Origin of the sequence: Oceanobacillus salinisoli (assembly GCF_009733865.1) — a bacterium.
Classification (GTDB): domain Bacteria; phylum Bacillota; class Bacilli; order Bacillales; family Amphibacillaceae; genus Oceanobacillus; species Oceanobacillus salinisoli.
The window spans coordinates 105226-118486 of the sequence record NZ_WOFB01000014.1 but is presented as its reverse complement, the minus strand read 5'-3'; the positions used below and the strand labels follow the sequence as shown (position 1 = coordinate 118486).

Genomic DNA, 13261 nt, shown 5'->3' with positions numbered 1-13261 from the left:
TAAAATACATTTACATTTACGATATTTTCCTGCTATAAGATTAATAGAGGGGGACTTACCTTGGAGAAAGATAGGATTCAAGAAAAAGACTATCGATATAAAATAGCAAATCGAGAAGCGCTAATAGGGATTGGATTAGTTGTTTTTAATTTTATCTGGTGGTTTGCTTTTGCTTATAGATTAGGAAGTAAGGATCCTTCTGAATATTCGTATGTCTTTGGACTTCCATCCTGGTTTTTTTATAGTTGTGTATTAGGCATTGTTGTCATGGCTGTATTGGTGTTTATTGTCGTAAAATTGTTTTTTAAAGATGTACCATTTGAGGATGAGGAGTTAGAGGATAAATGAATTGGCAAGCTACAATTACATTGTTTGGATCCGTTGCAATCATATTTTTAATCGGTTTAATAGCAAGCAGAAGTCAGAAAACAAATAACTCTTTTATGCAAGAGTATTATTTAGGTGGACGCAGTTTGGGCGGCTTTGTTTTAGCGATGACAATGACTGCTACATATGGGAGTGCCAGCAGTTTTATTGGCGGCCCTGGTGCTGCGTACAATGAAGGACTTGGCTGGGTATTATTATCGGTAACACAGGTCGCAACAGGCTATTTCACTTTAATGATTTTAGGGAAAAAATTTGCGATTGTAACTAGAAAATATAAAGCTGTAACCTTGGTAGATTATCTGAAAGAACGCTATCAATCGAAGTGGGTTGTTCTGCTGTCTGCATTTAGTATTATCATCTTCCTGTTTTCGGCGATGGCAGCACAGTGGATTGGTGGAGGCCGATTAATAGAATCGCTGACAGGATTATCGTATACTTCCTCATTGTTTATTTTTGTTATAACCGTTTTAATTTATGTAACCTTTGGTGGCTTTCGTGCTGTAACTATAACAGATGCCATACAAGGAAGTATCATGTTTATCGGTACACTAGTATTATTAATTGCAGTTATCATTGCGGGTGGTGGACTTCCGGCAATTATCACTGACTTACAAGCGGAAAATCCCAACTTAATTACTCCGTTTGGTGCGGAGGGAACTTTAACACCAGCATATGTTTCCTCTTATTGGATTTTAGTAGGTGTCGGTGTTGTGGCACTTCCACAGGTTGCTGTACGGGCGATGTCCTATAAAAATACGAGATCCTTTCATCGTGCGTTGATAATCGGCACGATAGTCGTCGGCTTTATTATGCTGAACATGCATTTAATTGGTGTGTTCGCCCGACCGATTTTGCCAGGAATCGAAGTAGGGGATACGGTAATGCCTTTAATTGCTTTAGAGGTACTGCCACCATGGCTAGCTGGTATTGTATTAGCAGCGCCGCTAGCAGCAATCATGTCAACGGTAGATTCGTTGTTATTATTAGTTAGTTCCACCATTGTAAAGGATGTCTATATCAATTATATCAATCCAAATGCCGTCCGAAAGAAAGTTCAGCGTCTAAGTATGGGGGTTACAGCGGTACTGGGCGTTATTGTCTTTTTAATGGCTGTGAATCCTCCCGATTTAATTATATGGCTGAATTTATTTGCCATTGGTGGTTTGGAAGCGGCGTTTATTTGGCCGATTGTGATGGGCTTGTATTGGGATAGAGGGAATAAATATGGTGCCATTGCTTCAATGGCGGTAGGGGTTACATCCTATATTATCTTCCAAACATTCTATCCAGACCCGCTAGGCATGCATACAGTTGTTTTATCTATCTTATTGGCGTTTATTGCTTATGTAGGGTTTAGCCTAGGGACTGAGAAAAAGCAGATTCATGTTTAACTATTTTTAAGGGGTACATTTACCAATTTTTTATATGGATTGGCTGGACATACTCCCCCAAATCTAAAGATGATAATTTCATGTAAAAGAAAAATCCGAACTAATTCGAATTCTAAATGAAGAATTTTGAATCATGGTTCGGATTTTTCATTACTTAAAACACTCTTATCCAGCCTTACACATGTAACTTGTTCCATTTGTGTTTGTAGTAAGTTTGGGACAGTGAATCTGCCCTTTCTTTCCATGACGCTTGATTGAGTTCTGAGTAATCGGTCACGTAGAAGCGTTCTAGGTGCCCCAAAGAAAGAATCTAGAGGACATTCGGTCACGTAGAATCGGTCTAAGTGCCCCGTTGAGAGAATGCTGTAAGGGACAGGTCTTTGGATTTTTTGTGTATCATTCGTTTGTCCATGACGGGGAAAGAAAAGGTAGAAAATGTATTCACGGCGGTAAACTTAAAGAAGGACACCATTATGAATGCGAATTAGACAATAGTTAACGGAAATAACTCTACGAAAAAATGGTTCCAAACATCAAAAAAGATGTTTGGAACCATTTTTAATTTATCTTTGGCTAGTTATGTTAAAATCTCCTCTTGAGCAAATCTAACAAAGTATTCCAAAGCATTGGCATTATTTAGAGACCCTTTGTTAACAACTTCCTCCACAGGTTTGCCCATCAGTATTTTTTTGATTGGTACTTCTAGCTTTTTGCCGTTCAATGTTTTAGGCAAGTCTTCTACTACATAAATGCCAGTAGGGACATGACGTGGTGAGCATTGTGTACGGATTTGATGTTTAATCGCCTGTTTTGTCTCATCGGTTAACGAATATCCTTCCTTCATGACGACAAAAAGTGGGGTGGAGGAATCGCCATTACGTAATGGTACATCGACAATCAAACTGTCGGCAACCTCTTTGACCTGATCAACTGCCCGGTAAATTTCACTTGTTCCAATTCGAATACCGCCTCGATTAATGGTTGCATCGGACCTTCCATAAATCACACAAGTACCACGATTGGTCACTTTAATATAATCCCCATGTCGCCAAATTCCTGGAAAGACGTTGAAGTAGCTTTCATATAATCTCGAACCATCGTTATCATTCCAAAAGTAGATGGGCATGGAAGGAAATGGTTCGGTTAATACGAGTTCTCCCACTTCATCCATCGTTGGCTGACCTAAATCGTTAAAGCTTTCTATTTTTGCACCGAGCCCACGGCATTGTAATTCACCAGCATGAACGGGAAGGGTAGGTACACTTAATATAAATGCTGTACATACATCGGTCCCACCACTTGCTGAGGCAATCCATAAATCCTTTTTCACATGGTCATAACACCATTGGAACCCTTCAGGAGGTAACGGGGACCCAGTTGAGCTAATATTATGCAAATGAGATAAGTCGAATGATTTTCCAGGCTTTAATTCGGCTTTCATACAAGCGGTTATATAGCTTGCGCTTGTACCGAAAACAGTCATCTTTGTTTCTTCCGCTAATTTCCAAAGTCTATTATTGTCGGGATAGGATGGATTTCCATCGTACAGGATAATGGTACTTCCAGTAAGCAGTCCGCCAATCAAGAAATTCCACATCATCCAGCCTGTCGTTGTATACCAGAAGAAACGGTCATTTTCAGTTAAATCACAATGGAATGTTAACGCTTTTAAATGTTCTATTAAAATACCACCTTGACTTTGTACGATTGGTTTAGGTTTACCTGTTGTACCAGATGAAAACAAAATCCAAAGCGGGTCATTAAATAATACATGTTCATAAATAAGTGTTGGCTTTTCTGCACTTTCCGCTACAGCTTGCTCCCAGGGGATAGCATGTTTAAATTGACTGAAATCAGGATTCTTATCTAAGTAAGGGATGGCTATCGTTGCCTCTAAAGCTGGAAGTTCTGTTTGTATTTCTGTAACGGTTTTGATTCGCTCAAATCTTTTGCCGCCATATTCATAACCATCGATGGTAATCATGACTTTTGGTTCGATTTGTTTGAACCGATCAATCACACTTTGAGTTCCAAAATCAGGGGATGCACTGGACCAAATAGCACCAAGGCTCGCTGTTGCAAGGAAAGCAACCACGGTTTCGTATATGTTAGGTACATAGGCAACCACCCTATCTCCCTTTGTTACTCCTAAATTCCTTAATGTATACTGCATCTTGGCGGTATCTTCATAAAGCTGTTTCCAGGAAATTTCCGATGTCTTGCGATTTTCGGAAGTATGAATGATAGCGATATCATCTTTGTTTCTGTCTCTAAAAATATGTTCTGTATAATTAATAGAGGCCTCTTGAAACCACTTTGCACCTGGCATATTATGGGTGGTTAAGACGGTTTGATATGGGGTTTTGGACTGGATATTAAAATATTCCCAAATGGATTCCCAAAAGGATTCTATGTGATTAACAGACCATTTCCAAAGGGAGTGGTAATCCGAAAAACTTAAATTCTTATTAGTCCTTAACCAATCGATATAATGATAAAGGTTGGATCGTTCTTTTCGCTTCTCATCCGGTTCCCATAACAACGTTCCTTCTTTAATTGTACTCACGTTATCCCCACCTTAATTGTTAGACTATTTACACAATTATATTAGAACAGTCCGATTATGTAAAGGTATTCTGTTATACAAGTCATAAAAAATGGGGCATTCGCCTTGTTGTTTAGCGAATGCCTACATTTCCTATAGTAAATGGTATGCTCATTTACTGTAAAAATAACTGGAGTTTTTAATCTGATCTAGCAGCTTTTGTCATCTGATGCCATACTGATCCTTTTGCATCTTCCCCGCCTTGAATGCGTTCAAGCGCCATGTTAATTTGCATCCGTACTTCGAATTCCGGATCTTCTGCGGCTGCCTCCAGAGCAGGAATACTAGATTCATCACCAACCTCATATAAAAACATTGCGGCACGCCAACGCACTAGTCTGCTTGGGTCGGAAAGGGTTTTAATCATTTCAGGAATGGCTTCTTTGAATCCTAAATCCGAAATGCAATCTCCTGCCGTTCTTCTAACATTAACTGATTTATCTTTTAAAGCTATATATAAATATGGTAGAACTTCAGGTTCCTCAATCATACCTAGGTATGCGGTCGCTAGCCTTCGAATAGAAGATTTTTCATCTTTTAATGCTTTTTCTAGTAATGGCAAATCCTCTATCGTTGGATTTAATGCATCAAGTGCTGCGTAACGTACTTTCCAATCGGGATGATCCAAGGTTTCCAATGAAATATTTCTTCTTTTAGAAGGAGCTTCTCCGGCTGGCTTATTTTGTAAGGCCATCTCCACTAACTTGTTCATTCGTTCCTGGTCATAACTCGCATTTAGCTCCTCAACAACATCTGTTCCAATCTCTTCCATTGTACCGTATCTTGGATGCTGTTCGACCCACTTCCTTTCCATGACAAAGTTAGGGGAAGAAGACGAAGCTTCCATTACAGCATCCATAAACATTTTTGGCAGTCCAAAGCGTTTTTCTTCATTTCCATCGTCCAGTTTTACCTGCATTGGAATCTCTCGAAACATTTGAATAAAAACACGTACTTCTCCGAAAGCTTCCTCTTTATTGGATAGTTGGGCCTCTGGAATAGTTACATTTTCTTCAGTTCCAAGTACTTTTCGAACCTCTGGCAGAATGGATTCCCAAGGTGTTTTTGGGTTTCGGGCAAGGGCGATAAAGTCTACCACGCGGTAAATGTTCTTAACACCCTCAATAGCAAATAACTGCTTAACATAATCCGGAGCATCCGAAAGACTGTCCTTGTCCGTGTAATTAAAACTCACACCTGCAGGCAATTCTTCACTCACATTTATTTTCATGGAATGTGGACTAGGTGTAGGCTCAATCGAAGTAATTTTCATTTTTTCTCCTCCCGCCAATAACCATTACTTTTCTGCTAAAGTATCTGCAAATACTTTCATATATACTGGTAAATCCGGTGGGCGGCGGCTGGAAATGATATGTCCATCAGAAACAACTGCTTCATCAAACCATTCTGCACCGCCATTTGTCATATCGTCTTTGATTCCAGGTGTACTGGTTACTTTTACACCGTTTAGGATATTGGCCGAAATAAGTACCCATCCAGCATGGCAGATTTGTCCGATTGGTTTTTTGGATTGATCCATTTTGCGAACCATTTCGAGCACTTCTGGATAACGTCTTAATTTGTCAGGTGCCCAGCCACCAGGAACTAAAATGGCATCATAGTCTTCTGCTTTGACATCGCCAAATGCATAATCCGATTCAGCTGGTACACCATATTTACCAATATATTTTTTCTTTGCTTCTTTTCCGACTAAATGAACAGTGGCACCTTCTTCCTTCAAACGTAAAATAGGGTACCACAGTTCCAAATCTTCAAAGTCATGCTCAACAAGAGCAATCACCTTTTTATTTTCTAAACGCATGTATTTCCCTCCAAAATTATTGATAACTAAAGTGTATCAAAGGTTGGTTTGCATTTCGACCTATTTGCAAGGTATGTACTTAAAGTGCGTGTTCAAAAAGGAGGATGAAAGGGACCGAGAAGTTCGAGGCGGCGAAAGCTCCCGGCACCGGAGTTTACATTAAAAGGTACATGAGGAGCGGAAAAGCGAACCAACGAGCTTGCGCGTGTTGTTGTGACTTCTACGTTGCCCACAGGACAAGGAACACTTCGTCAGCGATACATCGCACGCAGAAAAAGTGCTTTTCTTTTTCAAGGACGTGGGCGGTTTAGTAGAAGGTCCTCTGTCGATGTGTCCTTTTCACCGGACTTTTTGAACATCCTCTTAAAAAACATTACTCACTAGGGAGCAATGTCTCTAAAGCATTATTATCTGTTGTATTCTGCAAATTTCGCAAATGTATGTTCATCCTCGATTAATCCGCATGACGCACATTGTATACGATATTTCGGTCCTTTATAAAGGTGATGGAACACCTCCACATTTTCATTGGTATAGTCATTGATAATTTCACCAGTGTCAGAATCTAATTTTACTGGCTTAGCTACTTGTTCAATAAGATTAAATCGTGAACTGTTTGTTTTACAATTTGGACAACGATAAGCTTGACTCATTACAAAACACCTCCTGGGGTTATTATTCCTCATTAGATGTAACTTATGAAAAAATCTAGTACACCAAAAATGGGCACTAGATTTAGAAATGTCATCATTATTCAAACCAGGTTTTCATTCGGGAAAAGAAGGACCCTTGCTTTTCCTTATTTTCCTCTTTTGCTTCTATTTCTTCGAGTTTATCATTCAAATAGATATCTTCTTTGTCAATAGCGTAATCATAGGTTAACACTGCACCAATGTCTGTACTGTTCTCCTCATTCGTTATGATAGTATATGGTATATTATATTTATTAGCTAAAGCTTTTTCCTTCGACATAAAGCGTGTGGAAACCTGTCCATTGATTAGTAATTTGGCTTCTTTATTTTCTTTCATCATTTCTTCTAATTTATCGATTCCTTTATCTGTCATTACTTGACCAACAGTAAGAGCTAAGACAATACGTTCTCTTAACGTGCCTAAGTATTTTTTTCTTTCATCTTCTTTTGGTAACCGTGTGCCATACATTCCTTCTGTTAAGTAATCATTTACATTTTTGTCAGCCATACCACTCAATCCTTTTATTTGTAGTTATGTATAATTTACCCGATTTTAGAATGAATAACAAAGGACTAACTCCAGTTTTATAGGAGTTAGTCCAAATATTACGTTTAATCTATCTTAGCCATTTCGAAGTGTCGGGTTAGAGTTAATATCTTTTGCACGCCGATCCGCAGCACGGCTTCTTGCTTGTGCTTCTCTATCCTCGGCATCAGCTAATTCCTCTGAGAACTCGATATCAATTCCATCGGATAATTGATTTTTTGGAGTTTGTGCTAACACATTGTTTCTTTTCTTTTTGTGATCATCTCTGCCACCCATGTGTACCACCCCTTCAAAGGAATTTACAAAGATAGTATGTGTGTAAAAGCACTATTCTACACGCCAAAATACTGGAACATATTATGGTAATTCAGCCAATGCTTATCTTCTGTCTCCACCCAATATGTCGAATAAACCACCAGCAATACTTCCTTCTCCTTTGGAACTGGATCCGGGACGTTGTGGGGCAGAAGCGAACACTCTGCTTGCCAATCTGCTGAAAGGAAGCGATTGAATCCAAACCGTTCCAGGCCCGTGAAGTGTAGCAAAAAACAAGCCTTCTCCACCAAATAACGCTGTTTTAATTCCGCCAACAAATTCAATGTTATAGTCCACATTCCCTGTCATAGCTACAAGGCATCCAGTATCAACACGTAATGTTTCGCCTGCGGATAATTCGCGTTTATGAATGGTTCCTCCTGCATGCACGAAGGTCATTCCATCGCCTTCCATTTTTTGCATAATAAATCCTTCGCCGCCAAAAAATCCAGTTCCAATTTTTCTCTGGAATTCGACTCTGACTGAAACCCCTTTTGCAGCGGCAAGAAAAGCGTCTTTTTGGCAAATCAATTTCCCGTCTATTTCGCTTAAATCCATTGGAATAATTTTACCAGGATATGGAGATGCAAAGGAGACCCGCCTTTTCCCTGTACCTGTGTTTGTAAAGGTTGTCATAAATAAACTTTCCCCTGTTAGTACACGTTTTCCAGCACCAAGTAGCTTGCCAACTATACCATTGCCGTTATTGGAGGAACCATCTCCAAAAATGGTTTCCATATTAATGTGATCATCCATCATCATTAAACTGCCTGCCTCAGCGATAACGGTTTCCTGTGGATCCAGTTCCACTTCCACAAATTGCATGTCGTCTCCATATAATTTGTAATCAATCTCATGATTATTCATATATTACCATTCCTTTCGACTTAAACTACATATTCATACGTTTAAGTGTTTAGAAAGATTCAAAAACTTTCTAAGAAGTGAAAAAACGTGCGCCCTAAATAATAGAGCGCACGTAATTTTTAATGAGTTTGACCTTGGGCAGGAGCAAAGCCGTTTATATATGCTTGCATGTCCTCTTGCTTTAATTGTGGTACTTGATAATATTGATTTCTGTTTTGGTACAAAAATACTTCATATGCCATCTCAATAATATTTGGGATACAGTCTGCAAATACTCTTCTTACTACAGGGTTTGTTGATTCAAGGGCAGTCATTGTAAAAGCAGATGCGTTGGATTTTAATGCTCCCGCCATAAAACCAGTAATACATTCATCGTTAATTTCATTAACAGATTGTGCAGGTGTTTTAGGCTGGGAAGGCTCCATACCGTAAATTGTATTGTTGCTGTCTTGTGAGAAATGATACGTTTGTGTTTTCACATTCGGCTCTTTCCCAGTTTGAATAGCCTGAACAATGGAATTGTACACCTGAGTTAAATACGTTTTATGCTTGTTAATCATTGTTTTTAATTCGGGGTCTTGAGCGTGCTGTTCATAAAGTAAATATTGCTCCATGCCACCGACTAATCCACCAATTGCTTCGTGCGCATCTAAAAGTTCATGTCCACCATGACTAAATTGGTCGGGAATTTGAGAAGAACCCTGTAAATTTTGGTTTTGTTGTTGAGTATGCAATATTATGACCTCCTTGAATTTAGTCAAGCTTATTTTTAACAAGAAACAGGTCCTTATTCTGTTTTAAAACTGTAAAAACAAGCAATTTTTGGTTTGTACTTATTTCCAGCATTCAGTATAATTTTTTTAACACAAAAAATAAGTAGGAAAGGAGGGAGAGAATGACCGATAAACAACAAGTAAGTACAAATCAGCAAAAAGCTGACAATATTGAAGTATGGGAAGATGTCGTAAATATAAGGGATTTAGTAATTAGTATGATGATATGTAGCGGTGCTGCACTTGGAGGATATTTGATTGCACCTAATGAGTCCCAGCAACCATTATTGTTTGGACTCGGAGGTGTAGTTATTGGATTTATTGTTTGCAGCATTATATTTAAGCCGAAAAGAATATTACGATTTGAAGATGAGGAGAAGTAATACATGGAATTTTCATTAATTTTTGAAATGGTGATTGCAGCTATATTTGGAGCAGTTTTGTACACATTAATTGGTATAGCTCCAGGAACGGATGAAACAGCTGTTTTAGCACCAGTAACCTTAATATTAGTTTTATCTGGGATGGAACCGATCGTCCTTTTATCCTTTTTTATGTCAGCAATAATTGCAAAAAAATTGACAGATTCCATTCCTGTTGCCATTGCTGGAATTCCTGGTGGAGTCATGTCAGCGCCAATGGTTGAACATGCCATGGTTCTGAAAAAACATGGACTGGCCAATGTAAGTATACGCAAAATGGCATCCGGATCGGTGATTGGTACTATTATTTCGGTGCCATTAAGCTTATTTCTCGCCAATCTCCTTATACCTATAGGAGATGTATTAGCAGCCTACTCCAGTCAAATTTTCCTTGGTGGAGCAGTATTTTTAGCATTAATGTCAAAAAATAGATGGCTGGCACTTGTATCCATCGTCCCTTTTGCATTGTTAATTCAAGGGCTAAGACATTTATATTGGGGAATAGGCGCTGTGCCGGAAGATGTTAATGTTTTTACATCTTTCTTTTTAGGGATAACGATTGGTCCAGTCATATTGCGGTTATTTGAATTACTAAATAAAGAACTGCGGGAAAAAATGCCACGGAGATATAAAAATGAGATTGTTTTAAAACGGCAAAAACCGATAAAGGGATTTCCAAATCCATTTAAGATTTTGGATAAGAAGGAAGTGATGTCCTCTTCAGGTGCATCAGTTTTAGGGATTTTTACGTTTTTTATGAGTCCTGTAGGTATGACCATATTCCTTGGGGAAACACTAACAAGCCGTATTAAAGATCCCATTAAAAGAGCGTCCCGTGCAATTTCCAGTATGGACAGTGTCACGAATGCTGGCTATATTGCCGGAATTTTAATTCCACTGATTGCTATTGGAGCTCCATTGTCCCCAACCGCACTAGGACCTGGGATGGCATTGTTTAATGCTCCTCCAGTTTTTAATGAGGATCATAATTTGCATCATCTATTATCGATGAATGAATTTGTCATTGCTACGGTCATCGGAGCGATTATTGCAATTAGCATTACATATTTTGTAACGATGAAATATGCACAGCAAATTTGTTCCTTTGTTTTTAAGTACATACCACACGAAGCATTGCTGGGAGTATTTTTTGGCCTTGTGTTAATGTTAGCATATATGGATGCAGGGGTTATTAACATTTTTGGTGTGCTGTTAATTGGCCTGGTGGCAGGAATCCTGCATCGCTGGGGTGTCAATTATGGTGTGCAATTTATGATCTTGTATGCAGCACCTTGGCTGGTAAGTCAATTAGTTCTCTGAAAATAATAATAGGCACAAAGGGGTTTGTGTCTATTTGTTATTTCTGGCATGTTAGAAAAGTGTTACCATTTAGCTTAGAAGTGGGTTGGACGTAGATGAAATTTTAACGTCCAATTATAAGGTAAACGAACAGCAACAAATCCTACGAAAAGACCCTTTTTAAAAGAAGAGAGAAATGTATAAATAATTATGAAGTAAGTTAGATTGATCTATGCTAACATAAAAGAAAGAATGTATAAGGAGCAGAGGGGGAAGCTGCAAATGAAGGAGAAAGATCCGATTCAATTAGATGATCGTATTTCCTTAATCGATGGGTTTGATATGGATATTCCCAATCGTACAGGTACATATGTCATTAATGAAGAAGCGCTGACACTTGTGGAGACTGGCCCAAGCCCATCGATTAAATATGTGAAAAAAGGCTTAGAGTCGCTTGGATATAAACTAGAGCAAGTGAAGTATATCATCGTTACCCATATTCATCTGGATCATGCAGGTGGTGCGGGGCTATTAATTAAAGAATGTCCTAATGCAAAGGTGGTTGTACATCCAAGAGGGGAAAGGCATTTAATCAATCCAAGAAAATTAGCAGCAGGTGCCAGAGCAATATATGGCGATAATTTTTCTGATTTATTTGATCCAATCCTGCCTGTTCCAGAGGATCGTTTACTTGTAAAATCAGAAGGGGATACACTAAAAATAGGGCCGAATTGTACGTTGGAATTTTTCGATACACCTGGTCATGCTAAGCATCATTTTAGCATTTACGATCCTGTTAGTCATGGGATGTTTACGGGTGATACGGCGGGAATTCGCTATGAATTGCTTTCACAGCAAGGAATAGATTTCTTCTTGCCTACCACTTCTCCAAATCATTTCGATCCGAGTGAGATGAAAAAATCGATTGACCGAATGAAGAGGATGAATCTTGAACGAATTTATTTTGGTCATTTTGGAATGACAGAAAACGTAGAGAATGCCTTACGTCAAGTTACCGAGTGGCTGGATGTATTTGTTGAAGGGGGAGAGCAGACGATAGCGGAACAAAAAGGCTATGATACCCTTGCTGGGAGGTTATTGGAAAAAGTAAGAGAATACCTCAGAGAACAGGGAATAGCGGATGAGCATGAGATTTATATTATTATAAATCTGGATATGCAAGTTAGCTCATTGGGTATTATTGATTATTTTCAAAAGCTGAAGCATTAGTGAGAACAATAAAAAGGTAAACACTAAATGAGATAGCTCACTGGTGTTTACCTCTTTAAATATCTTCTCTTAGATTTTTTAACCAGTTTTTAATAATAAAATGAACATCAGCTTTTTCGGAGGCCTGCAGCAAGTAATCTATATCCATCATATCTTTATCATCTTTATGGATAAAAAACATTCGTTCAGCCCATTCATAATCATCCGTCCATTCAGGGTTATTTGGATGTGATACCATTGCTGATTCTAAACGGTGAATAATGATATCTTCAACTCCAATTACAAAAATATGATGGCCGTTGTCTAATTCTATTTCTAATACCTTTTTGCTATTTCCTTCCAAGTAATTATCTGGTATTTCAATGGAAATTTCTAATTGCCGATGATACCAACTCCTGCCTTTTTTTAAAAAGCCTAGCTCATGTACTAATAACTTATCAAATTTTTCACGCCCATCGGTGATTAAATCAATATCATAAGTTGTATAGTTATTACGTGTATAAATTTCAACGGATAGTCCACCGACAATAATAGGTTTAATCTTATCTTTTTTAAAATAGCTAGTTAATAGAGCAGTTAGTTTGAGCATTCTCTCATGTTTGGGCAGATGAATAAGTTCGGCAAATTCATTTTTCAGTTCACTCAGTTGGATCATAATACATCTTCTGCTTTCCAATCATTTTCATTTTCCCATCACGTTTAGCACGTTCAATACTTGCTTTAGTAATTTGTGTTAAAGCATTCCGTTCATCAAAATCTCTTGGTCTGCTTCTTCTTATACGTGGATATTTATTGTGAGTTTCTTGAATTTGCGCATTTACATTTTGCCGATTTGTTTTAATATTTCTTTCTATTTTACTCATCTTAACCGAACGCATATGAATCCACCACCCTGCACATATTTCATTATC

The 13261-nt window shown here is 38.4% G+C and carries 15 protein-coding genes; 5 read left to right on the top strand and 10 right to left on the bottom strand.

The features are described from left to right. Positions 1-60 precede the first annotated feature (60 nt). Together GMJ66_RS10780 and panF are read left to right on the top strand one after the other, a co-directional pair. Positions 61-348 (top strand): YhdT family protein, encoded by a 288-nt coding sequence (locus tag GMJ66_RS10780; RefSeq protein WP_231514896.1) that lies wholly within the window; start codon positions 61-63, stop codon positions 346-348. Beyond that, complete coding sequence (gene panF / locus GMJ66_RS10775; RefSeq protein ID WP_156290324.1) at positions 345-1778, top strand: sodium/pantothenate symporter; 1434 nt, start codon at positions 345-347, stop codon at positions 1776-1778. Before GMJ66_RS10780 ends, panF begins: the two co-directional genes overlap by 4 nt. Before the next feature lie 577 nt (positions 1779-2355). On the opposite strand, the gene GMJ66_RS10770 is transcribed toward panF, so the two are convergent. The 8 genes from GMJ66_RS10770 to GMJ66_RS10735 all read right to left on the bottom strand — a co-directional run bounded on the left by GMJ66_RS10770 (position 2356) and on the right by GMJ66_RS10735 (position 9360). Continuing rightward, positions 2356-4344, bottom strand: coding sequence for an acetoacetate--CoA ligase (locus tag GMJ66_RS10770; RefSeq protein WP_156290323.1), 1989 nt, complete (start codon positions 4342-4344; stop codon positions 2356-2358). 178 nt (positions 4345-4522) lie between these two features. Then, positions 4523-5656 (bottom strand): conserved virulence factor C family protein, encoded by a 1134-nt coding sequence (locus GMJ66_RS10765; protein ID WP_156290322.1) that lies wholly within the window; start codon positions 5654-5656, stop codon positions 4523-4525. Between the two features lie 24 nt (positions 5657-5680). After that, positions 5681-6205 carry a type 1 glutamine amidotransferase domain-containing protein gene (locus GMJ66_RS10760; protein ID WP_156290321.1) on the bottom strand — a complete coding sequence of 175 codons (525 nt, stop codon included), beginning with the start codon at positions 6203-6205 and terminating at the stop codon, positions 5681-5683. A gap of 407 nt (positions 6206-6612) precedes the next feature. Next, positions 6613-6858 (bottom strand): DNA alkylation repair protein, encoded by a 246-nt coding sequence (locus GMJ66_RS10755; protein WP_156290320.1) that lies wholly within the window; start codon positions 6856-6858, stop codon positions 6613-6615. Positions 6859-6955: 97 nt separating this feature from the next. Then, the gene (locus GMJ66_RS10750) at positions 6956-7405 is read right to left on the bottom strand and encodes a YueI family protein (RefSeq protein WP_156290319.1); all 450 of its coding nucleotides are present in this window, start codon (positions 7403-7405) and stop codon (positions 6956-6958) included. A 114-nt stretch (positions 7406-7519) separates the two neighbouring features. Next, positions 7520-7720 carry a YfhD family protein gene (locus GMJ66_RS10745; RefSeq protein WP_156290318.1) on the bottom strand — a complete coding sequence of 67 codons (201 nt, stop codon included), beginning with the start codon at positions 7718-7720 and terminating at the stop codon, positions 7520-7522. 102 nt (positions 7721-7822) lie between these two features. Continuing rightward, positions 7823-8626 carry a TIGR00266 family protein gene (locus GMJ66_RS10740; RefSeq protein WP_156290317.1) on the bottom strand — a complete coding sequence of 268 codons (804 nt, stop codon included), beginning with the start codon at positions 8624-8626 and terminating at the stop codon, positions 7823-7825. Positions 8627-8745: 119 nt separating this feature from the next. Next, the gene (locus tag GMJ66_RS10735; protein ID WP_156290316.1) at positions 8746-9360 is read right to left on the bottom strand and encodes a spore coat protein; all 615 of its coding nucleotides are present in this window, start codon (positions 9358-9360) and stop codon (positions 8746-8748) included. Positions 9361-9521: 161 nt separating this feature from the next. On the opposite strand from GMJ66_RS10735, the gene GMJ66_RS10730 reads away from it, so the two are divergent. From GMJ66_RS10730 to GMJ66_RS10720, 3 genes are all read left to right on the top strand, one after another. Continuing rightward, a complete protein-coding gene (locus tag GMJ66_RS10730) occupies positions 9522-9782 on the top strand; it encodes a hypothetical protein (protein ID WP_156290315.1) in 261 nt (86 codons plus the stop codon). 3 nt (positions 9783-9785) lie between these two features. Further along, entirely contained in the window at positions 9786-11141 is a 1356-nt protein-coding gene (locus GMJ66_RS10725) for a tripartite tricarboxylate transporter permease (protein WP_156290314.1), read from the top strand. Positions 11142-11402: 261 nt separating this feature from the next. Further along, positions 11403-12350, top strand: coding sequence for an MBL fold metallo-hydrolase (locus GMJ66_RS10720; RefSeq protein WP_156290313.1), 948 nt, complete (start codon positions 11403-11405; stop codon positions 12348-12350). 55 nt (positions 12351-12405) lie between these two features. Here GMJ66_RS10720 and GMJ66_RS10715 read toward each other — a convergent pair whose 3' ends face one another. Together GMJ66_RS10715 and GMJ66_RS10710 are read right to left on the bottom strand one after the other, a co-directional pair. Further along, on the bottom strand, positions 12406-13005 hold the full coding sequence (locus tag GMJ66_RS10715) for a hypothetical protein (RefSeq protein WP_156290312.1): 600 nt from the start codon (positions 13003-13005) through the stop codon (positions 12406-12408). Further along, positions 12989-13228, bottom strand: a complete 240-nt coding sequence (locus tag GMJ66_RS10710; RefSeq protein WP_156290311.1) for a hypothetical protein — start codon at positions 13226-13228, stop codon at positions 12989-12991. Before GMJ66_RS10710 ends, GMJ66_RS10715 begins: the two co-directional genes overlap by 17 nt. Positions 13229-13261 lie beyond the last annotated feature (33 nt).

What these genes read in the sequence shown, in the direction of transcription:
- panF (WP_156290324.1), top strand. Translation starts at nt 345, where the DNA reads ATGAATTGGCAAGCTACAATTACATTGTTTGGATCCGTTGCAATCATA.
- GMJ66_RS10765 (WP_156290322.1), bottom strand. Translation starts at nt 5,656, where the DNA reads ATGAAAATTACTTCGATTGAGCCTACACCTAGTCCACATTCCATGAAA.
- GMJ66_RS10760 (WP_156290321.1), bottom strand. Translation starts at nt 6,205, where the DNA reads ATGCGTTTAGAAAATAAAAAGGTGATTGCTCTTGTTGAGCATGACTTT.
- GMJ66_RS10755 (WP_156290320.1), bottom strand. Translation starts at nt 6,858, where the DNA reads ATGAGTCAAGCTTATCGTTGTCCAAATTGTAAAACAAACAGTTCACGA.
- GMJ66_RS10750 (WP_156290319.1), bottom strand. Translation starts at nt 7,405, where the DNA reads ATGGCTGACAAAAATGTAAATGATTACTTAACAGAAGGAATGTATGGC.
- GMJ66_RS10745 (WP_156290318.1), bottom strand. Translation starts at nt 7,720, where the DNA reads ATGGGTGGCAGAGATGATCACAAAAAGAAAAGAAACAATGTGTTAGCA.
- GMJ66_RS10740 (WP_156290317.1), bottom strand. Translation starts at nt 8,626, where the DNA reads ATGAATAATCATGAGATTGATTACAAATTATATGGAGACGACATGCAA.
- GMJ66_RS10730 (WP_156290315.1), top strand. Translation starts at nt 9,522, where the DNA reads ATGACCGATAAACAACAAGTAAGTACAAATCAGCAAAAAGCTGACAAT.
- GMJ66_RS10725 (WP_156290314.1), top strand. Translation starts at nt 9,786, where the DNA reads ATGGAATTTTCATTAATTTTTGAAATGGTGATTGCAGCTATATTTGGA.
- GMJ66_RS10720 (WP_156290313.1), top strand. Translation starts at nt 11,403, where the DNA reads ATGAAGGAGAAAGATCCGATTCAATTAGATGATCGTATTTCCTTAATC.
- GMJ66_RS10715 (WP_156290312.1), bottom strand. Translation starts at nt 13,005, where the DNA reads ATGATCCAACTGAGTGAACTGAAAAATGAATTTGCCGAACTTATTCAT.
- GMJ66_RS10710 (WP_156290311.1), bottom strand. Translation starts at nt 13,228, where the DNA reads ATGCGTTCGGTTAAGATGAGTAAAATAGAAAGAAATATTAAAACAAAT.